Source organism: Oscillibacter sp. 1-3 (genome assembly GCF_000403435.2).
In the GTDB taxonomy this organism is placed as follows: domain Bacteria; phylum Bacillota; class Clostridia; order Oscillospirales; family Oscillospiraceae; genus Oscillibacter.
In genome coordinates this window covers 317,909-343,520 of sequence record NZ_KE159710.1, presented here as the reverse complement: position 1 = coordinate 343,520, position 25,612 = coordinate 317,909, and the positions used below count along the sequence as shown (strand labels likewise).

The following is a 25,612-nucleotide window of genomic DNA, read 5'->3' as shown; positions in this document are numbered from 1 at the left end:
CCCCCTGTCGTATGGATCAGGTTTCGTCAGAGGTATCTTCCACCGCTGTCTCCGCCTCCGCCCGCCGGGCGTTGATGTCCTTGGCCGAGGCCAGGATGTCGGCGGCATTTTCCTGCACTGTGGTCACAGTCTCCATCACCGACTCCTTCATCCGGAGAGCGGCGGCGGTGGCGTGGGTATACGCCTTTTTCGCGTCCCGGCTGGTCAGCAGCCGCACTCCGGCGGAGCCGAACAGTACGCCGCCCGCAAAGACGGCCAGATTTTTGCAGTACTTATCATAATCCATAATCATTCCTCCTAAACAAAGACCGTTATTTGTGCTTGTATCCCGTGATCATCACCATGACCATACAAAAGACGGCGCCCCAGGCCCAGAACCGGTGCTGCTTCATTGGAATCACCTCCATCTGACGGGAATATCGACGCTTTTTTGCGGGAATACGCAGATTGGTATGTTGGAATTGAATGGATTATATCCCGCAAATCTTTGGGGAGTCAAGACGAACTGTTATAATTTGCGCATTTTTAGGGAAACTTTGTTCAGCGTTTTTCCAGCGCCTTCATCAGTATGCGGAAGCTTTCCTCACTGATGGCGTGCTCCATGCGGCAGGCATCCCGCTCGGCGGTCTCGGGGTCAATGCCCGCGCCGGTCAGCCATTGGGCAAAAAAGCAGTGCCGGGCATAGATCTTCTCCGCCGTCTCCCGCCCGATCTCCGTCAGATGCAAATATCCCGCTGCGTCCCGATCCAGAAATCCGCCCTCCCGCAGCAGCCGCAGTCCGTGGCTGACGCTGGTCTTGGCAAAGCCCAGATATTGGGCTACATCAATGGCGCGGACCTGCTCCATGCTCTGGTCCAGAACCAAAACCGCCTCCAGGTAGTCCTCTCCGGACGCCCGTAATTCCATGATAACCACCTCCTTGTCTGTAATGGGAAACGGCCCCCGTAGGCTATAACACCGTGCGGAGGCCTGGCAGGGATCTTGCCCTATGCTGATACTGCAAGCCGTTCAATCGGGATTCCCTGTTCAAACAGGATGGTGTAGATATGGATGCACCTGCGGTATCGGTCAAAACAAGCCTGGATTTCCGCCGGGTCGCTGTAGGACTTCCAAAAACCGCAGCAGGTAAAATTCTGCCCGTGGTTTTCGATGAATCCGATGACATCCTCCAGCGGATAGCCCAGAAATACGCCAATCTCGTGGGGAAACTCCGGACGGGTCCGAAGCCGGAGGATGAGCTGCGCCAACAGGCCGTCCAGATTTGCGTTTGAATAGCCGGATTCCCTCAAAAACTGCTGGTAATCACGCTGGAACAGAATTTGTTCCAGGTGCTTTTTTCGATAAATGTAAATAAGCATGGAATCAGGGCGTTTCAAAAGAACCTGTGCCGACAGTCCCCGGGGGCTCAGCTTTTTGTCCCACTGCCGGACCTTTTGTTGAACGGACTCGGAATCGAGAAATTTAACGCAGAAGATACTTCCCGGTTTCAGGCCCGCAAGCGTTGGGGCGCATTGCCGGATCAACACGCTTTCAAAGGTTCGGGCCGGCCCTGGAACCGCACTCACCACTGGGCCAGCCTTTTTCCCAGCTCCCTGCAGGCGGCTTCGCCGTCCCCGTCCGGTGCTTCGTTGACGATCAGCCCATTCTCGTCCAGAAGGCTGGCGCCGGCGTTGTCACACCGGGCGCACCAGTCCCGCATCCACTGGCCGTCGCCCCAGCCGTAGGAGCCGAAGAGGGCGATCCGCTTGCCGCTGAGGGCGCCCTCCAGCGAAGCAAACATGGGTTCAAATTCCATTTCCTCCAGCACCTCGCTGCCCATGGCAGGACAGCCAAAGGCGGCTGCGCTGAACGACGCCAGCTGCCCGGCGGAAAATTCACTGGGGCCAAATAATTCCGCCTCTCCGCCGGCGGTCCGGATACCTTCGGCGATATAGTTGGCCATTGCCTCCGTATTGCCGGTTCCGCTCCAAAATACGATTGCGATTTTGTTCATATCAGGCACTCCTTTTACGGGATATTTTTGGTTGTAGTTAGTTTTAACTAACTCACGCGGTTAAGAAATCCAGAGGAAAGGGAACCCTGGGAAAGAAGAGAACGGGTGATGACCTTACCGCCAGGAGTTAGCTTAAACTAACTACGAAACTTACACTACCACAGAATGGAACTTTTGTCAAGAAAAAACTTCCTATGAGATTTCCGAAACTTTTGAGGACGAGCCGATTTTACTGAGAAAGCATTCCGTAGGCGGCGTCAGCCTCGGCCTTGATTGGGAGGGAGGGAATGGCGCCGCGCCGCGTAACGGTTACGGAGGAAACCGCCGTGGCATACCGGATGGCGTCTTTTATGGGAGTATCAGCCGCGATGGCACAGCACAATCCGCCGATGAAGCTGTCGCCGGCCGCTGTCGTGTCAACAGCGGTAACTGCAGCCGCGGGCTGATACAGGGAGGTTCTGCCGTCGCAATAGACGCAGCCCTTGCTGCCGAGCGTGATAATTATGCTGCTGTGGAATTTTTCATGTAATTCCCGCGCCGCCTCCTGGGCATTTTTTTCTGAAACCGGTCTGCCATCCAGCAGCAGAGATGCCTCGTGTTCATTTGGAATCAGGAGATCCACATTGCAGAATAGTTCCTCCGGCAGCGTGCGGTATGCGGGGGCAGGATTTAAGATTACGGAGGCCTGCGCCTCCTTTGCCGCCTTTGCGGCGTATACCACGGTTTCCAGCGGAATTTCCAGCTGTAAGACCACAAGGTCCGCCCAATCCAAAAGAGAGGCATTTTGATGGATCATCTCTGGAAGAACCGCGGCGTTTGCGCCGGATTCGATGATAATGCAGTTGTCTCCGCGGCACACGGTGATCAGAGCAAGCCCTGTTGGAAGGTCTTGAATTGCGGACACTGAGGCGCAGTCGACGCCGCAGGCGTCCAGAGCCGCTCGCAGCTGCGCGCCGTAACTGTCACGTCCCACGGCGCCCAGCATACGCACAGGGGCGCCGAGCTTTGCCATAGCCGCGGCTTGATTGGCGCCCTTTCCGCCGGCGTTAGCGGTCAGACCCCAGCCTTTTAGGGTTTCTCCCGTTTTAGGCATATGGTCGACCTGTATTGCCAAGTCAATATTGATGCTGCCAATAACCAGTATATTTTTCATGAGTACCTCCGTTTTCAGCGCGTGGCATGTGCGGATGCTGTAAGGGTAATATTGCACATCGGGGAAGAAAAGTCAAATGGTCTTCCGGTACACGCGTTTTGAATGCGGGGATCTTTCGATGCGTTCTCAAGACGGCACTGTACGCATTTTCCGCATTAAAAAACGTGCGTTCAGAAATAAAAAACGTGAGTTCAAAATGGCGGAAAACCGTGGTGAAATCAAACGTTTTTTTGAGTTGAAAGTAGTATAAAGCGACGAAAAATGCAAAGTCTCTTGACTTTTTTAGTATGCAAATTTACAATAAAAATGTAGAAAAGCGGGATATAATTCAGTAATACTAAACGATTGGACAGTGATAATGGATGAACGGTTCGGAAGTATACAGGAGAATTATCGAGAGCGGAATTATGCCGACGACCTTTGTGTACGACGTGGCGGAGACCGTCTCTCTATCCAGGACCCTCCATGAGAACGGAATTCGCGTCATTGAGCTTCTGCAAAGAACGCCTGATGCGCTGAGGGCTGTCGGCGCGGTGAAAGAGGCGATTCCTGGCATGGTCGTCGGGGCGGGGACGGTACGGACTTTGGAAGCTGCAAAGGAGGCGGCTGCCGCGGGCGCGGACTATATTGTCTCGCCCTATTACAGCCAGGAGATTGTCGATTGGTGCTGCGGTTATGGTGTGGCGGTTATCCCCGGCTGCGCGACGATCACGGAGGTCAGCTGCGGCTATCAAAGCGGACTGCGGTATTTCAAGTACTTTCCGGTAAAGCAGCTGGGAGGAGTGGAGGCCATCCGGCAGATTAGTGAGATTTACAGCGATGTCCGCTATGTGGTGACAGGCGGCATCAGCTATGACGACCTGCTGGAATTTGCGCCGAATCCATATGTGATGGCGGTTGGGACCGTGTGCATGATGCCTCGTGAGCTGGTGGCGGCGCATGATTGGAACAAGATCGCAAAGTTCACGCGGCAGACCGTGGCCGGGTCGCTCGGGCTGGAGCTCATGTACGTTGACCGCAGTAGGCTGGACGCCGCAGGCAGGAGGCTTGCGGAGGCTCTGAGTCTCTATTCCCAGGCACGCGGCCATGTGCCGGAGATTCCGGAAGAAGTCCAAAATCTGAGCGGAAATCCTGTGGCTGGACTTTATGCAAATTCGCTGGAGCGTGCGCTGGCGTTTTTCAGAGAGCTTGGCTTGGACGGCAGGGTTCTGGTCAACGGGGAAAACATGGCGCCCGTTGTTGCGGATGTACAGGTGCCTGCCCTTGGCGGAGGGCTCCGCCTGGTCGCCAGACATCATGTATATAGAACCTGAATGAAAAAAGGAGTGACGATTTGATGGAAACGGGTGTCCTGCTGGATATGTACCGGGATATGGTGCGTATTCGTAAATTTGAGTGCAAGATCGTAGACGACTGCTTTCCGAAAGGTATGCTCTACGGCAATTTTCACACCTGTATCGGTCAGGAGGGCGCGGTGGTAGGCGCCTGCTGTGCGCTGGACAAAAAGGATTTTTTGACGACGACCCACCGTGGGCATGGCCACTGCATCGCCAAGGGAATGGACACCGGCAGAATGATGGCAGAGCTCTTTGGCCGGGAGACAGGATACTGCCGCGGGCGCGGCGGCTCCCTGCATGTTGCGGATGTCAGCAGGGGGATTTTGGGCGCCAATGGAATTGTGGGCGGGGGAATTCCCATTGCCACAGGGTCGGCGCTGGCCTCCTGGATTAATGGGACGGATGAGGTGACAGCCTGCTTCTTTGGCGAGGGCGCTTCCAATGAGGGCACATTTCACGAGTCCGTGAATATGGCTGCCATCTGGAAACTGCCGGTGGTCTACATCTGCGAAAATAACCAGTGGGCAGTCAATACGCCTGCGGAGGCGGTGCTGAACACCCCTGGTGTTGCTGAGAGAGCCGCGGGCTATGGCATTCCTGGCGTCCGTGTGGACGGCAATGATGCGGAGGCGGTCTATGAGGCGGTCCGCACGGCGGTCGAGCGGGCGCGGTCCGGCGGGGGGCCGTCGATTGTAGAGCTCTATACCTTCCGGATGCGGGCCCACAACTCGTCCGACAAGGAGATCCGGTCTCAGGAACTGCGGGACGCGTGGGAGGAGAAATCGCCCATCAAGCGGCTCCGGGAGAAGCTTCTTGCCGGCGGCGTTGCGGAGAAGACGCTAGAAGAACTGGAGGCGGAAGCCGATGCGGAAATTGAAGAGGCCTGCGAATTTGCTGCGGCCTCCAAGTATCCCGCGCCGGAGACGGTATGTGAGAATGTCTATAAGAACGACAATGAGAGGAGTGTTGTCAGATGAGTGTCATGACGATCAGCGAGGCGCTCCATGAAGCGCTTCGCGGTGAGATGCTCCGGGACCCGAAGGTGTTCACCATTGGAGAGGAGTGCGGTTTTGATGGGCTTTACGGCGTATCGACGGATTTGGAAAAGGAGTTCGGCGATAAACGCGTTATTGCAACGCCCATCAGCGAGGCGGGGTTTGTCGGAATGTCCGTGGGTGCCGCTATGCGGGGGATGCGGCCTGTGGCGGAACTCATGTATATTGATTTTATCGGCGTCTGCATGGACCAGATCATCAACCAGGCCGCGAAGATGTGCTACATGACCGGCGGCCAGGTCAGCGTACCCATGGTGCTGCGGCTTCCCATGGGAAGCGGCCGCCGCAATGCGGGGCAGCATTCCCAGAATCTGGAGTCCCTGCTCACCCATATCCCGGGACTGAAAATTGTGGCGCCGATCACTCCCTGCGACGCCAAGGGAATGCTGACGGCGGCCATTCGGGATGACGACCCTGTGGTGATGCTGGAGCATAAGCTTTGCTACAACATCCGGGGAGAGGTCCCGGACGGGGACTATACGGTGCCGTTTGGCAAAGCGGCCGTTCGCCGCGAGGGAACGGACGTGACGCTGATCGGCTGGTCCCGCCAGGTGCTGAATGCGCTGGAGGCTGCCGAGATCCTGGAAAAAGAGGGAATCAGCGCTGAGGTGGTGGACATCCGCAGCCTGGTGCCGCTGGACTTCGATACAATCGCCGCCTCAGTGTCCAAGACCGGCAGGGCGGTTGTGGCGCAGGAGTGCGTCAACCGCGGCGGCTATGGAGGCGAAATTTCCGCGCAGATCTCGGAGAATCTGTTTGGGGCGCTGAAAGCGCCGGTGGTGCGGATCGGCGCTAAAAATATCGTTCCGCCCTTTGCCCATACGCTGGAGGATGCTTTTTTCCCCAATACAGCGGATATTGCGGCGGCGGTCCGAAAAATGATGAGGGAGGAGGGAAGCGCCTGTGGATAAGGCCATCGCCCGGATCAGCCGTGTGCTGGTCCTCCGCCTGTGCCGCGGCGAGGACATCATGGGGAGTATCCGTGCCGCCTGTGAGGAGCATAATATCCGTGCCGCATGCATTATGAGCATGGTGGGCAGCGTTCAGGAGGCTGTCTTCTACGACCCGCGTCCCGATGACAGCAATCCGGCGGGCATTTCCTACGGCGACCCGCTCTACGTCCGTTACCCGGCGGAGCTGATCAGCGCCCATGGAGAGATCAATATTCTGGAGAACGGGGAGAGGAGCATCCACGTCCATGCCGCTTTTGCGGATTCAGAAGGACGCGTCAGCGGCGGCCACCTGATGGGCGAGGGGAACAAGGCGCTTAATACGGTCAATATTTTTATCGGCATTATGGACGAGGTGGAATTTGGGGTCAAGTACGATCCGGTGCTGCAAGCGCCGTGCTTCTGCCCGCGGGAGGCGAAGACTACCTGATGTAATGATTCTGAAGCGTTTGCGGGAAATGGGTGGGGATTCCCCGGCGCCGGAGAGAATCTTTACATAACAAGAATCATGTTATATATGAAGCACGATTTGGAGAGGAGCATCCATATGGAGTATGTAATTGCGATTATTCTCATTCTTTCTTTTATCGCGTGTATCATTTATATCCTGAGAGGCAGCAATCTGATGATCACCATGTTGATGATGGCCACATTGTGGACCATTCTGGCGATTGTCGGAAAATATGCCTGCGGAGCGGGATTCGCGGAGGAAAACGCAAACGTCATTGGGATGAGCATCAATGACATTTTGACCAATGTCTACACCACGGGCCCTGTGGGCTGGGGTGTTGTTCTGGTCAATGTCATGTTCGGCGCGTTCTTCGGCCGCGTCCTGCTGGATACGGGCATTGTTTCCACGCTGATCCGCAAGACCGTGGAGCTGGGCGGCGACAAGCCGGTTGTGACAAACATCCTGCTCTGCATCGTTTCCGCCGCCTGCTTCACCACAATGACGGGACCCGGCGCCGTTATTTCCATCGGCGTTATTGTGCTTCCCATTCTGCTGACCCTGGGGATCAAGAAAAATGTGGCTGTCTGGTCCTATGTGGCCTCTGTCGCGGCCGGTTTTTTGCTGAATCCCGTCATCTTTGCCCAGTACGTGGCCTACTTTGCCAATGCTGAGGGCGGCACAGAGTACACCTATCAGGACAACCTGCCCTGGGCCGCCGTCGCCTGCGGCATCATGATGGGAGTCATTTTGGTTTATTCCAGCGTACTGACGATCCGCGGCGGAAAAACAGCCGCCTGGGCGGCGCCGAAGAGCGTGCCGGAGAGCGGCCATGTGCCCGGCATTGCGCTGCTCTGCCCGGTGGTTCCCATCCTTCTGGTCATCATCTTCAAGGTCAATGTGATCCTTGCTATGATCGTGACCTCCATTCTGGCGCTGCTGCTGTGCGGCAAAGGAAAATCCGGCGGTGAGCTGTCCCGCAGCATCAGCAAGGCCTTTGCCGACGGTGTTGTAGACTCCGCCGCAATCATGGGTTTCTTCCTGACGGTTCCGATGTTTTGCAACGCCGCCTCCCTGTGCGCTCCATATTTCAAGGTCCTTCTGGCCCCGGTGGTGCCGAAGAACACCTTGGTGATTGCCGCTGCGCTGGCGGTTCTGGCGCCTCTGGGCATGAACCGCGGCCCGCTGACGCTGATGGGCGCGGGCGTTGTGACCGTGGGCATTCTGAACACCATCGGTATGCCGACGACGCTGATGTTCCCCTTCCTGACCGGTACAACCATCATCATGAACTGCGCGACGGACCTGACGCAGTCCTGGAACTCCTGGGCGGTAGGCTATACGAAGTGTGAGACCAAGGACTTTTTGAAGCTTTCCATCCCTGTGGGCTGGGTTATGACCGCGATGGTGATGATTGTCAGCTGGGTCATGCGCGGCTGACAGCGCTGTGGCAGCCGGCCTGTCTGAAAGCGGGGGCTTATTGGCGGCAGCGTTTTTCTGCGGAAGCGCTGCCGCAGGTCTTGACCGGCCCGGAAATCCCCCGCCCATTCAACGTTCCCCGCTTATGAATACAGCTTCTAAATTTCATAGTGCCGGGACGGGTGTCCGTCATGCGGCTGGTGCAAAAGCCGCAAGGACGGATGCCCGTTTTCCCCAATTGGGCTTTTGCGAGAAATCAGGTCCTGAAAATGGACTTGCGCACCCCTTCGGAAAAGAGTTTCCAAGGTTGGAAGTTCGGCTGTTTCCCGGTAAAGACGAATGGAAGGGTTTGGCGGTTTCCCCACTCCCAATAGGGCCGCTGGGTTCCCTTCAGGACAGGAGGAGATTCAAATGGAAAAAAGAAATATCCGCATGGGGATCGACGTCGGCGGGACCCATACCAAGGCGGTGGCAATCGATAACGACACCCACGAAATCGTCGGTATATCACAGGTTAAAACGACCCATGACCATCCTGACGGCGTTGCGGCAGGCGTCGTACAGTCTTTTACAAATTGTATGCAGGAAAATGGAATTGCCCCTGATGATATTATTTTCGTGGCACACAGCACAACCCAGGCGACAAACGCGCTTGTAGAGGGCGATGTGGCGCATGTGGGCGTATTTGCCCTTGCGGCCGGCGGACTGGAGGGCCTGCTGGCAAAGAGCCAGAGCAGGATCGACGATATTGGCCTTGGCAACGGCAAAAAGATAACCGTCAGCAACAGTTTCCTCAAGAAGAAGCAATTTAACGCAAAGACTGTCCAGGAGAATTTGGACAAGCTCGTTGCGGAGGGGGCCCAGGTAATTGTGTCCTCCATGGCCTTCGGGGTTGACGATAACGGACCGGAACAGGTCATTGCCGATGCGGCGCAGCAGCGCGGTCTTTTTACGACGATGGCCTCCGACATCACAAAGCTCTACGGGCTTACCCGCAGAACACGCACCGCCTGCATTAACGCAAGCATATTGCCGAAAATGATGGATACAGCTTTGAGCACGGAGCACTCGGTCCGGGCGGCGAATGTCGGCGTACCGCTGATGATTATGCGCGGCGACGGCGGCGTTATGGATATAAACGAGATGAAAAAGCGTCCGGTTTTGACCATGCTCTCAGGTCCTGCGGCATCGGTGATGGGGTCTTTGATGTATTTGAGGGCGTCCAACGGCGTGTATTTTGAGGTGGGCGGAACGACGACCAATATCGGCGTCATCAAGAACGGCCGCCCCGCAATTGACTATACGATCATTGGAGGACACCGGACTTATGTCAACTCACTGGACGTTCGGGTAATTGGCGATGCGGGCGGAAGCATGATACGCGCCAACCGGGAGGGAGTAGTGGACGTTGGTCCACGCAGTGCGCATATTGCGGGTTTGGAGTATGCGGTATTCACGCCGGAGGATGAAGTGGTTGACCCCAAGCTCGAATTCATTTCGCCGAGACCCGGCGATCCGGAGGATTACGCGGCGATCCGTCTTGCAAGCGGTAAACTGGTGGCGATTACGAACACATGCGCGGCCAATGCGCTGGGCCTGGTAGATCCAAAATATTTTTCCCATGGAAACCGGGAATCCGCGCGTCGGGCGATTCAGCCTTTGGCGGAGTACGCCGGCTTAACGGTTGACGAGGCCGCCGCGCAGATTTTGGATCGGGCTGTGGAGAAGATTAAACCGATTATTGACGAGTTGGCTGAGAAATACCGGATGGAGCCGGAGCAGATGTCCTTTGTGGGCGTGGGCGGCGGCGCTGCCGCATTGATCTGCTACTATGCGCAAAAGTACAACATTAAGTACAATATTCCTCAAAACGCGGAGGTCATTTCCTCTATCGGTGTCGCGCTGTCCATGGTCCGCGACGTGGTGGAACGGGTGATACCCAATCCCACCAGCGAGGAGATTCGTGCGATCAAACAGGAGGCGATTGATAAAGCGATTGAATCCGGTGCGGTGCCGGAGTCTGTCGAGGTGCACATTGAAATCGAGAGCCAGACGCAAAAGGTCACGGCGATTGCCCTGGGTTCCACGGAGGTCAAGACTACCGACCTTTTGAAGGAGTGCTCCGAAGGGGAAATGCTGGAGCTTGCGAGGGAGGACTTTGGCCCTGGCATCAGCAATGTGCGCACAGAGTGCACAAACGGACAGCTCTATGTATTTGCAGGAGAGGATAAAAAGAGAAATACCTGTCTGCGGATTCTGGACCGCAAGGGCTTTATCAAAGTGCAGCGCAGCTGTGCGATGGCCCGAAAAACCTCGGCGGCCGAGTATGAAAAGCTTGTTGACTGGATGTGGGACGAGTTGGCGGAGTATAAGGGCGACTCGATTACCAGACCCGACTTTTATCTCTGTGCCGGCGGCAGGGTGATGGATTTTTCCGGTTCCATCGACATTAACAATGTGAAGATGCTGATGGAGCTTGAGATGGGCGCCTATGAGCCGGATTATGAGGTGATTATCGTGGGTGCCGCTCTTAAATTATAAGGCGTGGCCGGATACAGGGGGAGAACGCGGTGGATCAGAATTTTGTCGGCAGGATCGCGCGGCTGGCCTCTGCGCCGGCCGAGGTGTTTTGGAGGGAGTGTTTTCTGCGCAGCGCCTTGACAAGACAAAAGTCCATAAAAGATATGCGAACGCTTGGCGCCGCGGCGGACGCGTGCGGACGGATGTACGGGATTCGTTCGGAGGGAGCGCGCGCGTCTCAGCTGTGCGCAGAAAATGGCCTGGAGGTCCGCGAGCTCACCATACCGGAATTGCCGAATATGGAGATTTTCGCGCTTTTTGAGCCGCCTTCCGACATCCTTGTTCGGGCTGGTCTCCTTTCCGGCTGTGACCGTCTTGTCAAAGAGAGTGGGATGGATGCGTTTCTAGGTGATTTTTGCTGTGTGGATGTGGTCTTATGCCATGAGTTTTTTCACTTTCTTGAAACCCGTGACAGCAAGACCGTATTTACGCGCACCTATCGAGAGCCCCTCGGTTTCCTGGGGAGAAAGGTGTGCCTGCCCCCGCTGGCGGAAATCGCCGCCATGGGATTTGCACAGGAGATGCTGGGGCTGGAGTGGTCGCCGTTTCTGCTGGACTGCGTTATGCTGTATGCAAACAACATGCCCTCTGCCTTGGCCATGCTGGAGCGGCTGGAGCGGTCGGCTGCGGAATGCGCCCGCTCCGCATGAGGCGGCGGGAAATATTGCCGGTGAGGCACGGTTCCGCCGGCGCGGGGATAGAATGGAGTTTTTATGATGAAAATGTTGGGCTTTGGAGATTTTATCGTCCGGCTGAGCCCCCCGGGCTACGAGCGTTTTTTTCAGGCGGGCAGCTTTGACATCAATTATACCGGGGCGGAGGCCAATGTTGCGGTTGCGCTCGCCCATATGGGCGTGCAGACAGCGTTTGTGACACGGCTGCCAAAAAACGACATCGCCTATGCGGGGATTGGCGAGCTTCGCAGGCATGGTGTCGATACCAGCAGGATCGTCTTTGGAGGCGACCGCATGGGCGTGTTTTACCTGGAAAAGGGGGCGGCGCAGCGGCCCTCCAGGGTTGTTTATGACCGGAAGCACAGCGCCGCTGCCGAGAGCCCGCCGGAGTGTTATGACTGGAGAGCGATATTGGATGGGTTTGGATGGTTCCACATCACCGGAATCACGCCGGCCCTAGGAGGCGGAATGCCGGAGATCTGTATTGAGGCGTGCCGGACGGCCCGCGAGCTCGGACTGACGGTGAGCTGTGACCTGAATTACCGAACGAACCTGTGGACGCCTGAGGAGGCCGGGGTCACGATGAAAAAAATGATGCCGTATATCGACGTTTTGATTGCCAATGAGGAGGACGCGGAGCTGGTCCTGGGAATCAAAGCGGCGGGATCTGACGTGATGCAGGGGGTCCTGGATGACAAGGGCTATGAGGAAACGGCGCGCCGGATTGAAAGGGAATATGGGATACATACGGCTGCGATTTCCATGCGCCGCAGCCTCAGCGCCTCTGACAACGACTGGGGCGCCATGCTCTATCAGGATGGAAGGGCGTATTTTTCAAAACGCTACATGATTCATCTGGTGGACCGTGTCGGCGGCGGGGACTCCTTTGCCGCAGGCCTCATTTACGGCCTGGTGAGCGGATTTGACCCGCAGCACACGATTGAGTATGCGGCGGCGGCATCCTGCCTGAAGCAGACCATGGAGAAGGATTTCAGCCTGTCCACGGCGGAAGAGGTTGAGAAGCTTGTGGGCGGCAATGCCACGGGCAGGGTTGAGCGGTAGCCGTTTATGACGTTTTGGCGCGGGGAAAAGCGAGGTGCTTTTGTTCGGCAGGGAAGGCCGGCAGCCCCGAATGACTGGGATCGGAGGAATCGAACATGGAAAAAAATGCGGTTATGGAGAGGATCGGGCAGTCTGGAATTGTGCCCGTCGCAGTTATCGACGCCGTGGAGAAGGCGGTTCCCCTGGCAAGGGCCATGCTGGACGGAGGCGTAGATGTGATCGAGGTCACTTTCCGCACTGCGGCGGCAGCGGACGCGATCAAAGCAATCAGAGGGTCTTGCCGGGATATGCTGACGGGTGCGGGCACGGTGATTTCCCTGGAACAGTGCAGGCTTGCGGTGGAAAGCGGCGCGCAGTTTATTGTGAGTCCGGGCTTCAGCAGGGAAGTGGTTGGATGGTGCGTGGACCACGAGGTCCCCGTTGTGCCGGGCTGTGTCACCGCCGCGGAGATTATGGCGGCGCTGGAGTACGGCATTGAAGTCGTAAAATTTTTTCCGTCCAATATCTATGGCGGGCTGGATGCCATGAAGGCGTTAACGGGGCCGTTCCCCGGTGTGAAATTTATTCCTACCAGCGGTATCAGCGCCGAAAATGTGGGGGAGTTTATTCGCGCGCCCTTTGTGTTTGCGGCAGGGGGGAGCTGGACCTGCCCGAAGGCGGATATTGAAGCGGAAAACTATGAAAAGATCACAGCCCTGTGCAGGGATACGCGGAAACGGATTCTCGGCTTTGAACTGGGTCACATTGGCATCAACGCCGGCGGCGTGGAGAATGCCAGAGAGATCTGCATGGCGTTTCAGGCGGCATTTGATTTTCCATACAGGCCGGGGAAGGGCTCCTCTGACTTTTCCTCCGGAGATATTGAGGTCAAAAAGCACTCCGGCCGGGGGAGCTGCGGACATTTGGCGGTGGAAACGAATTGCCTCCCCTGCGCTGTGGCCGAGATGCGCAGGCGGGGGATTGCGTTGGACGAAAACACATGGACTTACAATGAAAAGGGGGAGCTGATTGCCGTGTTCCTTCAGGAGGAGATCGGCGGTTTTGCGGTCCATCTGATGCAGAGATAGAGGAACCCTTTGACTTTTGAGGGAAATGCGCCTAAAATTAAATTGTACGGGCGAGATTATCTTGTACAATAATAATATGTGGAGTAGGTTGCATGAGTACAAATGAGCAAAGTAAGAACAGCTGGAAGGTAGGTTCTGTCGGCAAGGCGCTTGCGATTTTGAATAGTTTTGACATCGGTCACAGCGAACAGAGCCTGGCGCAGATCAGCGCCAAGATCGGCGTGCCGAAGAGCACGACCTACAATCTGGTCAAAACTCTGCTGGGTGAGGGATTTCTGCGGAAGTCTGAGGTGTCTCAGAATTATCTGCTGGGATTGAAGCCCTTTGAGATGGGGTACTGTGTGCGGAATTCTCTTCCGATTATTTCGTACGCGATTCCGATTATGGAGGACATCACCCGCCTGACAGGAGAGATTACCTACCTGTCCACAGTGAACCGGAACAGACTGATTATCCTTGAGGGAATCTATCCGGACCGCCGTTTTGCCGCCTATTCTACTGCCGGTAAGACATTGCCGCTGCACTGCTGCAGCGCGGGGAAAATGATTCTCAGCACGTTTCCTGACAGTCTGGTTCTGGCGATTACAGAGAACAACATGGTCCAATCAACGCCCAATACCATCTGCACGCAGGACGGGCTGATTGCGGAGCTGGCGAAGATCCGTGCAAACGGGTATTCTGTGGATAATGAGGAAGAGACGCTGGGGGTTCGCTGCGCCTCAGTGGCTGTACGCGGCGGCGGATGCAGGGCGGTGGGGGCGATTAGCATATCCGGCTCTGTACGGAGCGTTACGGATGAGAAGATCATACAGACGCTTCCGCATCTGGAGAAAGCCGCGCAATTCCTCTCCCGCATGGCAAGCGCGTTTCCCGCGGTGTATTATGACGGCGCCTATTGAATATGGGCTTCGCCGTATAACGGAAAAGGAGTACTATGAAATTTTTGACATTCGGCGAAATTATGCTTCGGCTGAAAGCGCCCGGGCATGAGCGTTTTTTTCAGAGCCCAATGCTGGAGGCAACCTTTGGCGGAGGCGAGGCCAACGTGGCGGTTTCTTTGGCAAACTATGGGATGGATGCGGCGTTTTTAACGGTGCTGCCCCAAAACGAAATTGCGGAGGCGTGTATCAGGGAGATGCGCGGGTTCGGCGTGGATATGAGCCGAGTCCAGTATGGTTCCGGCCGCATGGGAATCTACTTTTTGGAGAGCGGTGCGAATCAGCTGCCCAGCAAGGTGGTCTATGACCGCGGGGATTCGGCCCTTTCTCTGGCGAAGCCGGGGACGATTGACTGGGAGAAGGCCTTTGCAGGAGTTGGCTGGTTCCACATCACCGGCATCACGCCGGCGCTGTCCGGCAATGCTATGGAGCTGTCCATAGACGCTGTGAGCGAGGCAAAAAAACGGGGAATCACGGTGTCCTGCGATTTGAACTATCGGAAGAACCTGTGGAAGTACGGGAAGGACGCCTGTGAGGTCATGCGCGAGATCGCAAAATATGTGGATATTGCGATTGCTAACGAGGAGGACGTCCAAAAGGCGCTTGGCATCACAACGGACGTTGTTGTGGAGTCCGGAGAGTTGGACCGCGGCAAGTATAAGGCCTTGGGAGACAAGGTTTTGGAAGAATATCCCAATATGGAGATGATTGCCATAACCCTGCGTGAATCCAGGAGCGCAGACACCAACGGATGGGCGGCATGTCTGAATGACAGAGAGCGATTCTATGAGTCCAAGCGGTATTTGATAAATGATATTATTGACCGTGTGGGCGGGGGCGACAGCTTTGCCGGCGGTCTGCTGTATGGACTGCATACATATCAGGACAAGCGGCGGGCATTGGAGTTCGCGGCGGCGGCATCCTGTCTGAAGCATAGCATCATTGGCGATTTTAACCGGATTGGCGTTTCTGACGTAGAAAAGCTGATGAGCGGCGACGGCAGCGGCCGCGTGCAGCGGTAACGGCCGCCGTTCCGTTCGTGAGGAGAGCGGATCAAATGTGCGTCGACGACGCCCTGGCAGCGAGTAGCCATACCGATCGGCAGCTGTGCGTGGACCAATGAGGGAATTTTTTGCCTGGAAGGGAAGAAGAGCGCAGGAATCCTGACGGATTTCAAGAGAAATCAACGCGGACCTGACAGAAGAAGATGCCGCGCGGCAGCGTTTTGGCTTTTTCAAGCGAGACCTCACCGGGAATTGAGTTTGCTCATCGTTAAAATAACGCCGTCAGGACCTTTGTCCTGACGGCGTCTTGTATATAAATGTATATAAAAACGATTGGTTTTCACTTCAAGAGTATTCGATTTTCCTCGACGTGAATATTGCAGTTTTCCTCTATTGTGGTAATTTCCTCTGTCGATCTGCCAATCTGCACATCCAGAGCAGGATACAATTTCTCGCAACGAATCCTTCCCCTGCTCTTTTTGTCCAGGGTCTTGTTTACAGCTTTCAGTTCCGCGGCCAGCGATTTCCGCTTTTCGGTGCAAAGGTCCCGCTGCTCCACCAACTGCTCCAGCAGCGCCTCCTCCTCGTCTGAGATCCGAGTGCCCTTTTTCCGCAGGGCGGTGATGGGCTCCCACAGCTTTTCAAAGGTGGACTGTACGTTTGCCACATCTGCCTTGAGCTTCTTCCACAGCTCTGGAATATGCGGAGGATAGCCCACCGAAAATTGACTGCGGCCCCCAGCCAGATTGCCGATCCGCATGCACAGGACGCTGTCTCCCGCCTGTATCTGGCTGTCCGCGATCATCCCGCGCCCGCTCATAGCATAGACCGTTCCGCCGCAGCGGATGATGCTGTTCAGGATGACCTCCGCAATCACGCTGGTCCCGGCCTCGATTCTTGCCCATTCCATCATAGGGGACTGCACCTGACAGGCTGCGGTTATAAAAGTCTCTCCGTCCGTTCCATGGATACCCTGCTGAACCCGGATGGTTCCGTTGGTAGACATTACGCGTGCCCGTCCGACCTTGCCGTTGATGATGATGTCTCCGGAGGCCTGAATATCAACCCCGCCATCCACATTTCCACCTATATAGAGATTGCCGGAGATCTGGAGCGTTCCCTGAAATTGGTCCAGATCGCCGTCTATGATCTTCTGCTCGTGAATGCAGAATCGGTCGTTTTCGATGTATAGGATTCCATCCACACGCGCGATCAGGGCCTGCCCGCCTCTGCCGATCACGGTATTCTTCCCCTGGGGAACAAAGGCGCTGACGGTCTGCGGGCTGGGAATTTCCTGCCCAGTTACATCCATGCCGTCAGTTCCCGCCCGCGGAGGCCGGATCAGACAGATAACGCCCCCTTTTTTGATGGGCTGGAGCTGGGCGCCTTCTGTAAAATCCACCTCGCTGCCATTCTGCACTTCAAGGCCCATATTTTTACGCCGCTGGAAGAGCTCCGTTACTTTGCCGTCTTCCCCCGTCTGGAACGGCTTTCCCCGCGCCGCCGGAAATATGTGAAGGTATCCCAAAGCAAACTCCTGCGGGATCTCTTCCTGCAAAACGCCGTAGTGAATGCCCTCGCAGTACATATCCTCCATGAATTTTTCCAGGGTAAGCCCGTCCCCGTCGTTCTCCGGCGGAAGCACACACGCATAGGCGCTCATCCGGTCCTTCGACAGAAAAAAATGCGTCTCCGCCTTCAGCGGGGCCGGGTCGTTCAGCGCCTTTTTATATCGGGTCCTGCACGCATCCTTTAAGGCCCAAATAAAATCATCCACGATCATGCTGTCGTCTGGATACTGGGCTTTCGCCTCTTTCCCTGACACTTCCAACACTGAGAACAGCTTCATGTAAGGAGTGGGGAGAAATGATTTTCTTTCCTGCTCGCCCGTCCCTCTTGAGACAAAACGATCAAAAACCGACACTTTCATCTCCTGCCTTTTCTAAACCTCGTATTGATAAGCGCTTCCTGTAAACCAAGACAGCTCGCTCCAAATATTAAACAATTTATATTGTATCATCCCTATGGGAAATTATCAAGTATTATTCTGCTGGCCCGCCGGTGCAGCTGGAAAAGAGCCCGGTTTTATTGGAAAATGTGAAAACGCCCAAACGGCAGACATCTTTGCACCAATCCGTATTGGTGTTCCTGGCCATACGCAAGGTATGGCCGTGTCAAATCACCCTGACCGGCAAAAAATCCATCGCCGCTGCGCATTTTGCCATTTATCAGACAAGGCCTGATTGCATATTCCGGAAATCTATGGTAGAATACGTTCATAGTATGTTTAGGCCTTGTTTGAAAAATGTCAAAACGCCCAAACGGCGGATCTTTTTCCGCCACTCTGCGTTAAATGTTCTTGCCGGGCGTCAGCCCGACTGCAAAAATTTGCCTTAATTGGCGAAAACATCTCTCGCCGTTGGGCATTCCGCCATTTTTCAAACAAGGCCTAGGCGGAGAAAAACCAGACGGAATCAGAACAGCTCCATAAAGACTTTGGCATCAGCGTCATGCGCACAGGCGGAAGCGGGATTGCGAAGCAATCGTAAACTTCCTGGAGCGCCGTTTCGGGACGGCGCTTCAGGAGGAGAAGTTTCGCCGGAGCGGCCTGGCCTGCGGCTGCCGCCATCTTGCCGGAAATCAAAAAAGAATAGGAGAGTGAACGTATGGATCGGAAAAGACTGTTAGAGACCCAGGCCTGGGTTCGGGGGGAGCTGGACCGCTCCGCCAATTTCTGGCTGGAACACGGCATGGACAAAGAGCACGGGGGGGTGTACACCTGCCTGGACCGGAAGGGGGAGATTTACTCCACCGACAAGAGCGTTTGGATGCAGGGCCGCTGCGGCTGGATATTCGCGTTTTTGTGCCATCATTACGGCGTGAAGCAGGAGTGGCTGGATGCCTCCAGAAGCTGTCTGGACTTTATGGAGGCCCACTGCTTTAACCACGAGGCCGGGGACCGGATGTACTTCACCGTCACGGCGGAGGGACAGCCCCTGCGCCAGCGGCGCTACTACTTCTCCGAGGCTTTTTGCGCCATCGCCAACGCCGAGTACTACGGCATCACCGGCGAGAGATCCCGGCTGGAGCGGGCCCGGCAGTGCTACGATCTGTACTGGGACCTGAGCCGGGGAATGCCCGACCCTGTCGGCATGGGGCCCAAGACCATCCCCGAGACCCGGACGGGACGGGCCTTCGGCACCCCTATGATTATCCTCAACGTCACCGGCGTGCTGCTGCGCACCGACCCGGAGCGGAAGGCCCTCTATGAGGAGCGGGCCCAGCAGTGCGTAGACGATATTTTCAAATACCACGTCAAGCCGGAGCTGAAATGCACCCTGGAGAACGTGGACACAGACGGTACGCCGCGCCTCTACTACACCGAGGGCCGCACTGTCAACCCCGGCCACGACATTGAGGGCGTGTGGTTCCTGCTGGAGCATGCCCGGCGCACCGGGGACAAGGAGCTGGTGAAGAAGGCGGCGGAGATGTTCGACTGGGCCATTGCCGCCGGGTGGGACGAGGAGTACGGCGGACTGCTCTACTTCACCGACTGCCTGGGCAAGCCCCCGGAGGCCTACGAGCACGACATGAAGCTGTGGTGGCCCCACAACGAGATCCTCATCGCCTCCATGATGCTCTACCGGGACACCGGGGAGGAGAAGTATCTGGATTGGTTCTATAAGACCGTGGACTACTGCAAAGAGCACTTCGCGGACCCCGAATACGGCGAGTGGTACGGCTACCTCCGCCGGGACGGCCTGCCCACAGAGCCCTCCACCAAGGGCAGCACCTTCAAGGGGCCCTTCCACATGCCCCGGAGCATGGTCCTGGTGGACAAGATGATCGAGGAGATTTCAGCAAGGCTGTAACGGGCGGGATACCGCCGCGGCCGGCGGGAGGTGCGCTTTGGGAAAGAATATCGTGGCGCTGATGATGCAGGAGTACGAGAGCTTTACCCGCTCGGAGCGGAAGATCGCGGACTATGTACTGGAGCATCAGCAGGAGACCCAGTATATCAGCATCACCGATCTGAGCGCGGAGTGCGAGGTGGCGGTGTCCACGGTGTCGCTGTTCTGCAGGAAGCTGGGGCTGGCGGGATTTAACGACTTCAAGCTGGAGCTGGCCCGGGCGGCGCTGCCCGCCGTGCCGGAGGCCAGCCAGTCCAGCGGCGAGATCACCTGGGAGGATTCCACGGGACAGGTGATGGGCAAGGTGCTCCACGCCGCTCAGGACGCCTTGAACAACGCCTACCACATGCTGTCGGAGACCGCTCTGGAGCGGGCGGCGGATCTGATCCAGCGGGCCCGACAGGTGGTCTGCCTGGGCCAGGGGAACCACTCCGTGGTTGCCCTGGCGGCTTGGGCCCAGTTCTCCACTACCTCTCCCAAGTTCAAGACCATTCAGGACTCCCATATGCAGACGGTGGTGCTGGCCACCCTGTCGCCGGAGGACGCGGTGCTCTATTTCTCCTACTCCGGTGCCACCCACGAGGTTCTGGAGGCGGCGGAGGTGATCCGGAACCGTGGGGCGAGGCTGATTCTGGTGACCCGGTATCTCAACTCCCCCGCCAGCGCCTACGCCGACACGGTGCTGCTGTGCGGCCCCAATGAGCAGCCTTTCCAGTTCGGCTCCTCCTCCGCCCTCATGGCCCAGCTCTATGTGGTGGAGGTGCTCCTCAGCGAATTTATCCGCCGGGACCCGGAGACAGCGGAGCGCAGCCGCCAGTCCGTGGGCAAGGCGCTGACCAAGAAATGCGTGTGATGACGGGCGGAGCCGCAGGATGCAAAATTTGACTGTATTTGCCGCCTTTGGACGGCGAATCTTCCGTGGAGGATGTTCATGGGCGATTTTTTCAATCCGGAAAAGGGAATTTGGGTCTGGCTGAGTACGATGGTGGACATCTGCGGACTGTCGATCCTGTGGATTTTCCTGTGCCTGCCTGTCGTCACCGCCGGTCCTGCCACGGCGGCGCTGTACTACACGGTGGTCAAGTGCGTCCGGGGACGGGAGAGCGGGGCCTTTGGGTACTACTTCCGCTCTCTGCGGCAGAACTTCCGGACCGGATTTCTGGCAGGGCTCGTCGCCCTGGCCGCAGCGGCGGCGCTGCTGGGCGGTCATTTCATCGTGCGCTGGTACGGCACCCGATGGGGCGGCGCGGCCTATATCCTGTATGTGGCCTACTACTTTGCCCTGACGCTCCCGGCGGGAGTGCTGTGCTGGCTGTTCCCCCTGCTGGGGCGGTTTGAGTACACCGTGGCGGGCCTGTTCCGCGCGGCCCTCCAGCTGACCGTCGCTCACCTGCCCAGCACGGTCGTGGTTGTGCTGCTGACGGCCCAGACCGCCGTCTTCTGCGTCCAGCGGTGGTGGCCGGTGCTGTTTATGCCTGTGATCGCCATGCTGCTGGTCTCGCTGTTCTTTGAGCGGATTTTTCAAAAGCACTCCCCGGAGCTGGCTGCGCAGGAGGAGTCCGATCCAAACGAATAGAAAAACAGGTCTGCCGCTTCAACTGGCGTCAGACCTGTTTTTGTTTTTCAGAGACTGCCGCCATCTCCCAGGCGAGACGGTCACAGCAGTCCCGGCACGGCCTCCGCCAGCATTGCCGCCAGCTGGGCATGACCCTTGCGGGTCAGGTGCATCCCGTCCAGGGCGTTGAACTCGCAGTCCTTGGCGTTCAGGAAGTGGGCGCCTACCAGCGCCGCGGTCTTCTCATAGTATCCCGGCAGCTCCCGGGACTTCTCCAGGCAGCCCCGTCCCATGGGCTGGCCGCACTCCGCCAGCTCCATCTCCGGGCGGATGGGGGGCGGACAGACAATCAGAATATTGGGGGCGTGGCTCCCCCAGCAGTCCACGCTTTGAGCCTTGCGGACCAGCCGCTCCATGCCGATGGCAATGCAGGAGGCGTTGACCCCCAGGCGTTCCTTCGTATCATTGGTCCCCAGCATGATGACCAGCAGGTCCACGGTCTCATGGCTTTTCAGCAGGGCGTAGAGGACGCCCAGGGCGTCCATGCTCTCATGGAGGGGGTCCGGGAACACAGTGGTGCGGCCGCTGAGCCCCTCCTCCGTCACGAGATACTCCGGTCCCAGCGCCTTTTGCAAAAGACAGGTCCAGCGCTCGTCTTCATTGAATCGAATGCCGCCGTCGGCGCAGTCGGCGGGGTCTGCGCAATAGCCGTGGGTGTTGGAATCCCCCAGGCAGAGAATATGTTTTTTCATGGCTCCGCTCCCTTTCTATTTTCAGATCTCCTCGTCTCCGGATGCCTCTTTTCTATAAGGCTACCAGTTTTTTTTTGTTTGTCAAGGCAGTCCTGTGCGCAGCAGCAAAAAATTTTGAGTGTAAATTGCCTAAAAATCGAAATAATTTTTGAAACATCCACTAAATATGCGGATTTTTCGCAAATGTTTTCGATTTTAATTGACAGATATAGGAATTACTTGTATAATTTATACAGTGAGGAACGCCTCACAGTCCTATTTTTTGTGATATTGAAGGAGGATCCGCGATGAAGAAGCTGCTTGCAATCCTATTGGCCATGACCATGGTCATGGCCCTGGTTGCCTGCGGAGGCAACCAGAGCAATGACACGCCTCCCGCCCAGGATCAGACCCAGGACACCCCTGGTGATTCCGCTCCCGCCGACGGCGGCGAGATCACCCTGTGGACCTATCCCATCGGCGACTGGGGCAAGGAGGAGAAGGTCAAGGCCATCACCGACGCCTTCACCGCCGACACCGGCATCACCGTAAAAGTGGAGTACTTAGCCTATGCCGACGGCGACGACAAGGTCAACTCCGCCATCACTGCCAACGCAGCCCCCGATCTGATTATGGAGGGTCCCGAGCGCCTGGTGACCAACTGGGGCGACAAGGGCTATCTGGTGGACCTGAGCGACATGTTTGACGACACCGACAAGAGCGAGATCAACGCCGCCGCCATGGCCGCCTGCACCCACTCCAACGGCGCGGTATACGAGTATCCCCTGGTCGTGACGGCCCACTGCATGGCCATCAACCTCAACGCCTTTAAGGAGGCAGGGGCCGACCAGTACCTTGATCTCGAGAAGCACACCTGGACCACGGAGAACTTCATCAAGGCCGTGGACGCCCTGTATGCGCACTTTAACGCCCCCGTGGGCGCTGTGTACTGCAAGGGCCAGGGCGGCGACCAGGGCACCCGCGCCCTCGTCAACAACCTGTACGGCGGCACCTTCGCCACTGCCAGCCACGACAAGTACACTTGGGACGATCCCCTGAACATCAAGGCCCTGGAGCAGCTCAAGAGCATGCCCGGCATCGCCTTCGACGCCTCCTTGGAAGGCGGCGATGAAATCAAGGTCTTCTATCAGGGCATCCTGAAGATGGCTTTCTGCTGGAACATCGCCCAGCAGCTCAACCCCAACCTGGCCGACACCGGCGCGGGTCTCACCGCCAATGGCGAAGAGATCGTCTTCATGGGCTTCCCCTCTGAGAGCGGCACGCCTGCCCTCCAGGGCGGCATCTGGGGCTTCGGCGTGTTTGACAACGGCGATCCGGCCAAGGTCGACAACGCCAAGACGTTCATCAAGTGGATGTGCGACTCCGAGCACACCGTCGACGCGGTGAAGACCGCCAACTATTTCGCCGCCCGCTCTGCCGCCGAGGGCACGGACCTCTCCGACATCTGGGCCGACAATGAGATCATGAACGAGTATCAGGTCCTCATGCCCTATCTGGGCGATTACTACCAGGTTACCAAGGGTTGGGCCGGCGCCCGTACCGAGTGGTGGACCATGCTCCAGAAGGTGGGCGAGGGCGCTGACATCGCCTCCACCGTCGCCACCTACGCCGGCAATGCCAACGCCAACGCCGGCTAAGTCCCAATAAGCAGTCAAAGCGATATAGGGTTTCTGCGCCCCTCTCCCGCGAAGGGCGGGAGAGGGGCCTGCTTTTTCCCGGCAGGGCCCGCCCTCTCCAGGGCTCGATTCCAGTTGTAAAGGAGTGTTGACCTTGGCAAGACAGCCCACCCGTACCATGAGCCGCGCTCTCCAACGGCGGGAGAACATCTCCGGCTACCTGTTCCTGCTGCCCAGCCTGATCTTCTTCCTCGGCTTCGTGGTCGTCCCCATGATTATCTGTATCATTACCAGCCTAACCGACGCCAACATGCACGACGCCGGTATGTTCGGCAATTTTATCGGCTTTTCCAACTTCTCCCGGCTGTGGTCGGACGAGACCTTTCTGGAGGCACTGAAAAACACCTTTATTATCGTCATCGTCAGTGTCCCGGCGGTATGCGCATTTTCTCTGTGGGTGTCCTCCGCCATCTATAAGCTCAGCGGACCCGTGCTGTCCGCTTTCCGCTGCATCTTCTACCTCCCCGTGGTCACCGGCTCTGTGGCCGTCACCGTGGTGTGGAAGTGGATGTATGACAACTACACCGGCATCTTCAACCACGTTCTCAAGGGCGCGGGCCTGATTGAACAGAACATCAACTGGACGGGCGACTCCAGATACGCCCTCTGGTGCATCATCCTGATCCTCTTCACCACCTCCGTGGGCCAGCCCATCGTGCTGTACGTCTCCGCTCTGGGCAACGTGGACCAAACCCTGGTGGAGGCCGCCGAGGTGGACGGGGCCACCAGCTTCCAGGTCTTCTGGAAGGTGAAGTGGGCCCAGATGATGCCTACCACCCTGTACATCCTGGTCATCACCACCATCAACTCCTTCCAGTGCTTCGCGCTGATCCAGCTGCTGACCAAGGGCGGCGCAGGAACCAACACGGTGATGTACCACATCTACTGGACCGCCTTCAAACTGACGGAGCAGGCGGGCCACTTCGGCTACGCCAACGCCATGGGCGTGGTGCTGGCCATCTTCATCGGACTCTTGTCCGCCCTCCAGTTCAAGCTGGCGAAAGAAAAGTAAGGGGGTGCTGGTATGAAAATCGAAAACGGGCGCAGCCGCGCGTATAAGATCGCCTCTGTCATGATTCTGATCATTCTGGCGTTCCTCTTCACCTTCCCGCTGTACTGGATCGTCACCGGTGCGTTCAAAAACGGCGCGGACATCAACGCCCCCAAACCCATTTGGGTTCCCACCGAGTGGGTGATGAATAACTTCAACAAGCTGATGAAGCAGCGCAGCGTCCCCCTGTGGGAGATCTATCTGCCCTTCGGCAGCTTCTTCAACGGCGGGAAAAAGATCCTTCTCACCGCCGGACCGGACGCCCCCGCCGCCATTCGCTGGCTCATCAATGCGGTGCTCATGTCCGCAATGGCGATGCTCCTCACCTGCCTCACCGCCGCCATGGCGGGCTACGCCCTGGCCAAGAAGCGGTTCAATGGCCGTGCCCTCCTGTTCTCTCTGATTGTCTGCGCCATGGCCCTGCCCAAGCAGGTCATCCTGATCCCCCTGCTGAAAGAGATGTCTGCCCTGCACCTGTACGACAGCCTCTGGGCCGTCATCTTCCCCACAGTGGGCTGGCCCTTCGGCGTGTTCCTCATGAAGCAGTTCTCAGAGAGCATCCCGGGCGAGATTCTGGAGGCGGCCCGCATTGACGGTTCCAGCGAGTGGAATACTTTCTCCACCGTGGTCATGCCCATGATTAAGCCGGGCATTGGCGCTCTGGCTATCTTCACCTTCATTAACTGCTGGAACGACTACTTTATGCAGCTGGTCATGCTGGCCAGCGGCAGCAATTATACCATGCCTCTGGGCATTGCCACCCTCCAGGCGGAGACCTCTGTGGACAACGGCCTGCTGATGGCCGGCGCGGCCCTGGCGGCGGCGCCCATCATCACCGTGTTTCTGATCTTCCAGAAGTACTTCACCCAGGGCATCACCATGGGCGCCGTAAAGGGTTGAACGGCAGATAAAGGTTTTTGCGCAAGCTTTTTTCAAAAAGCTTGCGGGGTGCAGGGGCAGAGCCCCTGCGGCGCCGCGTGTAGCGCA

The 25,612-nt window shown here is 57.1% G+C and carries 25 protein-coding genes; 18 read left to right on the top strand and 7 right to left on the bottom strand.

Annotation, left to right across the window (positions count from 1 at the left end; genetic code table 11):
- Positions 1-16: 16 nt before the first annotated feature.
- The 5 genes from C816_RS17505 to rbsK all read right to left on the bottom strand — a co-directional run bounded on the left by C816_RS17505 (position 17) and on the right by rbsK (position 3,146).
- Positions 17-286 carry a DUF6110 family protein gene (locus C816_RS17505; RefSeq protein WP_016323749.1) on the bottom strand — a complete coding sequence of 90 codons (270 nt, stop codon included), beginning with the start codon at positions 284-286 and terminating at the stop codon, positions 17-19.
- 254 nt (positions 287-540) lie between these two features.
- Positions 541-906, bottom strand: a complete 366-nt coding sequence (locus tag C816_RS17500; RefSeq protein WP_016323748.1) for a metal-dependent transcriptional regulator — start codon at positions 904-906, stop codon at positions 541-543.
- 80 nt (positions 907-986) lie between these two features.
- Entirely contained in the window at positions 987-1,526 is a 540-nt protein-coding gene (locus tag C816_RS17495; RefSeq protein WP_207636951.1) for a DUF3793 family protein, read from the bottom strand.
- 35 nt (positions 1,527-1,561) lie between these two features.
- A complete protein-coding gene (locus tag C816_RS17490) occupies positions 1,562-1,993 on the bottom strand; it encodes a flavodoxin (protein WP_016323746.1) in 432 nt (143 codons plus the stop codon).
- Positions 1,994-2,222: 229 nt separating this feature from the next.
- Entirely contained in the window at positions 2,223-3,146 is a 924-nt protein-coding gene (gene rbsK / locus C816_RS17485) for a ribokinase (RefSeq protein ID WP_016323745.1), read from the bottom strand.
- A 362-nt stretch (positions 3,147-3,508) separates the two neighbouring features.
- Between rbsK and C816_RS17480 the strand changes: the two genes are divergently transcribed.
- From C816_RS17480 to C816_RS17430, 11 genes are all read left to right on the top strand, one after another.
- On the top strand, positions 3,509-4,459 hold the full coding sequence (locus C816_RS17480) for a bifunctional 4-hydroxy-2-oxoglutarate aldolase/2-dehydro-3-deoxy-phosphogluconate aldolase (RefSeq protein ID WP_016323744.1): 951 nt from the start codon (positions 3,509-3,511) through the stop codon (positions 4,457-4,459).
- A 23-nt stretch (positions 4,460-4,482) separates the two neighbouring features.
- A complete protein-coding gene (locus tag C816_RS17475) occupies positions 4,483-5,460 on the top strand; it encodes a thiamine pyrophosphate-dependent dehydrogenase E1 component subunit alpha (RefSeq protein ID WP_016323743.1) in 978 nt (325 codons plus the stop codon).
- The gene (locus tag C816_RS17470; RefSeq protein ID WP_016323742.1) at positions 5,457-6,449 is read left to right on the top strand and encodes an alpha-ketoacid dehydrogenase subunit beta; all 993 of its coding nucleotides are present in this window, start codon (positions 5,457-5,459) and stop codon (positions 6,447-6,449) included. Before C816_RS17475 ends, C816_RS17470 begins: the two co-directional genes overlap by 4 nt.
- Positions 6,442-6,918 carry a PPC domain-containing DNA-binding protein gene (locus tag C816_RS17465; protein WP_016323741.1) on the top strand — a complete coding sequence of 159 codons (477 nt, stop codon included), beginning with the start codon at positions 6,442-6,444 and terminating at the stop codon, positions 6,916-6,918. The genes C816_RS17470 and C816_RS17465 overlap by 8 nt, the downstream gene beginning before the upstream one ends.
- Positions 6,919-7,035: 117 nt before the next feature.
- Entirely contained in the window at positions 7,036-8,376 is a 1,341-nt protein-coding gene (locus C816_RS17460; protein WP_016323740.1) for a hypothetical protein, read from the top strand.
- A 390-nt stretch (positions 8,377-8,766) separates the two neighbouring features.
- Positions 8,767-10,896, top strand: coding sequence for a hydantoinase/oxoprolinase family protein (locus tag C816_RS17455; protein WP_016323739.1), 2,130 nt, complete (start codon positions 8,767-8,769; stop codon positions 10,894-10,896).
- A gap of 401 nt (positions 10,897-11,297) precedes the next feature.
- Positions 11,298-11,585, top strand: coding sequence for a hypothetical protein (locus C816_RS23905; RefSeq protein ID WP_155979074.1), 288 nt, complete (start codon positions 11,298-11,300; stop codon positions 11,583-11,585).
- A 63-nt stretch (positions 11,586-11,648) separates the two neighbouring features.
- Positions 11,649-12,671 (top strand): sugar kinase, encoded by a 1,023-nt coding sequence (locus C816_RS17445; protein ID WP_016323737.1) that lies wholly within the window; start codon positions 11,649-11,651, stop codon positions 12,669-12,671.
- A 95-nt stretch (positions 12,672-12,766) separates the two neighbouring features.
- A complete protein-coding gene (locus C816_RS17440) occupies positions 12,767-13,738 on the top strand; it encodes a bifunctional 4-hydroxy-2-oxoglutarate aldolase/2-dehydro-3-deoxy-phosphogluconate aldolase (RefSeq protein ID WP_016323736.1) in 972 nt (323 codons plus the stop codon).
- A 92-nt stretch (positions 13,739-13,830) separates the two neighbouring features.
- The gene (locus C816_RS17435; protein ID WP_016323735.1) at positions 13,831-14,637 is read left to right on the top strand and encodes an IclR family transcriptional regulator; all 807 of its coding nucleotides are present in this window, start codon (positions 13,831-13,833) and stop codon (positions 14,635-14,637) included.
- A 35-nt stretch (positions 14,638-14,672) separates the two neighbouring features.
- Positions 14,673-15,698, top strand: coding sequence for a sugar kinase (locus C816_RS17430; RefSeq protein ID WP_016323734.1), 1,026 nt, complete (start codon positions 14,673-14,675; stop codon positions 15,696-15,698).
- Between the two features lie 322 nt (positions 15,699-16,020).
- Here the strand turns inward: C816_RS17430 and C816_RS17425 are convergent, their stop codons facing one another.
- Positions 16,021-17,514 (bottom strand): DUF342 domain-containing protein, encoded by a 1,494-nt coding sequence (locus tag C816_RS17425; protein WP_196803658.1) that lies wholly within the window; start codon positions 17,512-17,514, stop codon positions 16,021-16,023.
- 190 nt (positions 17,515-17,704) lie between these two features.
- Between C816_RS17425 and C816_RS24605 the strand changes: the two genes are divergently transcribed.
- The 4 genes from C816_RS24605 to C816_RS17410 all read left to right on the top strand — a co-directional run bounded on the left by C816_RS24605 (position 17,705) and on the right by C816_RS17410 (position 21,167).
- On the top strand, positions 17,705-17,923 hold the full coding sequence (locus C816_RS24605; protein WP_207636950.1) for a hypothetical protein: 219 nt from the start codon (positions 17,705-17,707) through the stop codon (positions 17,921-17,923).
- 423 nt (positions 17,924-18,346) lie between these two features.
- Positions 18,347-19,552 carry an AGE family epimerase/isomerase gene (locus tag C816_RS17420; protein ID WP_016323732.1) on the top strand — a complete coding sequence of 402 codons (1,206 nt, stop codon included), beginning with the start codon at positions 18,347-18,349 and terminating at the stop codon, positions 19,550-19,552.
- Positions 19,553-19,589: 37 nt separating this feature from the next.
- Entirely contained in the window at positions 19,590-20,444 is an 855-nt protein-coding gene (locus tag C816_RS17415; protein WP_016323731.1) for a MurR/RpiR family transcriptional regulator, read from the top strand.
- Between the two features lie 78 nt (positions 20,445-20,522).
- Positions 20,523-21,167, top strand: a complete 645-nt coding sequence (locus C816_RS17410) for a YesL family protein (RefSeq protein WP_016323730.1) — start codon at positions 20,523-20,525, stop codon at positions 21,165-21,167.
- 80 nt (positions 21,168-21,247) lie between these two features.
- Here C816_RS17410 and C816_RS17405 read toward each other — a convergent pair whose 3' ends face one another.
- On the bottom strand, positions 21,248-21,898 hold the full coding sequence (locus C816_RS17405; RefSeq protein WP_016323729.1) for a GDSL-type esterase/lipase family protein: 651 nt from the start codon (positions 21,896-21,898) through the stop codon (positions 21,248-21,250).
- 287 nt (positions 21,899-22,185) lie between these two features.
- Between C816_RS17405 and C816_RS17400 the strand changes: the two genes are divergently transcribed.
- From C816_RS17400 to C816_RS17390, 3 genes are all read left to right on the top strand, one after another.
- Entirely contained in the window at positions 22,186-23,535 is a 1,350-nt protein-coding gene (locus C816_RS17400; protein WP_016323728.1) for an ABC transporter substrate-binding protein, read from the top strand.
- A 157-nt stretch (positions 23,536-23,692) separates the two neighbouring features.
- A complete protein-coding gene (locus tag C816_RS17395; protein ID WP_040655991.1) occupies positions 23,693-24,586 on the top strand; it encodes a carbohydrate ABC transporter permease in 894 nt (297 codons plus the stop codon).
- A gap of 12 nt (positions 24,587-24,598) precedes the next feature.
- Positions 24,599-25,525: a carbohydrate ABC transporter permease gene (locus tag C816_RS17390; protein WP_016323726.1), complete on the top strand. Its 927-nt coding sequence runs from the start codon at positions 24,599-24,601 to the stop codon at positions 25,523-25,525.
- The last annotated feature ends 87 nt before the right edge of the window (positions 25,526-25,612 follow it).

Excerpts from the sequence above, each read along its gene's own strand:
- C816_RS17505 (WP_016323749.1), bottom strand. The coding sequence starts at position 286 with ATGGATTATGATAAGTACTGCAAAAATCTGGCCGTCTTTGCGGGCGGC.
- C816_RS17500 (WP_016323748.1), bottom strand. The coding sequence starts at position 906 with ATGGAATTACGGGCGTCCGGAGAGGACTACCTGGAGGCGGTTTTGGTT.
- C816_RS17490 (WP_016323746.1), bottom strand. The coding sequence starts at position 1,993 with ATGAACAAAATCGCAATCGTATTTTGGAGCGGAACCGGCAATACGGAG.
- rbsK (WP_016323745.1), bottom strand. The coding sequence starts at position 3,146 with ATGAAAAATATACTGGTTATTGGCAGCATCAATATTGACTTGGCAATA.
- C816_RS17480 (WP_016323744.1), top strand. The coding sequence starts at position 3,509 with ATGAACGGTTCGGAAGTATACAGGAGAATTATCGAGAGCGGAATTATG.
- C816_RS17475 (WP_016323743.1), top strand. The coding sequence starts at position 4,483 with ATGGAAACGGGTGTCCTGCTGGATATGTACCGGGATATGGTGCGTATT.
- C816_RS17470 (WP_016323742.1), top strand. The coding sequence starts at position 5,457 with ATGAGTGTCATGACGATCAGCGAGGCGCTCCATGAAGCGCTTCGCGGT.
- C816_RS17460 (WP_016323740.1), top strand. The coding sequence starts at position 7,036 with ATGGAGTATGTAATTGCGATTATTCTCATTCTTTCTTTTATCGCGTGT.
- C816_RS17455 (WP_016323739.1), top strand. The coding sequence starts at position 8,767 with ATGGAAAAAAGAAATATCCGCATGGGGATCGACGTCGGCGGGACCCAT.
- C816_RS17445 (WP_016323737.1), top strand. The coding sequence starts at position 11,649 with ATGATGAAAATGTTGGGCTTTGGAGATTTTATCGTCCGGCTGAGCCCC.
- C816_RS17440 (WP_016323736.1), top strand. The coding sequence starts at position 12,767 with ATGGAAAAAAATGCGGTTATGGAGAGGATCGGGCAGTCTGGAATTGTG.
- C816_RS17435 (WP_016323735.1), top strand. The coding sequence starts at position 13,831 with ATGAGTACAAATGAGCAAAGTAAGAACAGCTGGAAGGTAGGTTCTGTC.
- C816_RS17430 (WP_016323734.1), top strand. The coding sequence starts at position 14,673 with ATGAAATTTTTGACATTCGGCGAAATTATGCTTCGGCTGAAAGCGCCC.
- C816_RS24605 (WP_207636950.1), top strand. The coding sequence starts at position 17,705 with ATGGGAAATTATCAAGTATTATTCTGCTGGCCCGCCGGTGCAGCTGGA.
- C816_RS17420 (WP_016323732.1), top strand. The coding sequence starts at position 18,347 with ATGGATCGGAAAAGACTGTTAGAGACCCAGGCCTGGGTTCGGGGGGAG.
- C816_RS17410 (WP_016323730.1), top strand. The coding sequence starts at position 20,523 with ATGGGCGATTTTTTCAATCCGGAAAAGGGAATTTGGGTCTGGCTGAGT.
- C816_RS17405 (WP_016323729.1), bottom strand. The coding sequence starts at position 21,898 with ATGAAAAAACATATTCTCTGCCTGGGGGATTCCAACACCCACGGCTAT.
- C816_RS17400 (WP_016323728.1), top strand. The coding sequence starts at position 22,186 with ATGAAGAAGCTGCTTGCAATCCTATTGGCCATGACCATGGTCATGGCC.
- C816_RS17395 (WP_040655991.1), top strand. The coding sequence starts at position 23,693 with ATGAGCCGCGCTCTCCAACGGCGGGAGAACATCTCCGGCTACCTGTTC.
- C816_RS17390 (WP_016323726.1), top strand. The coding sequence starts at position 24,599 with ATGAAAATCGAAAACGGGCGCAGCCGCGCGTATAAGATCGCCTCTGTC.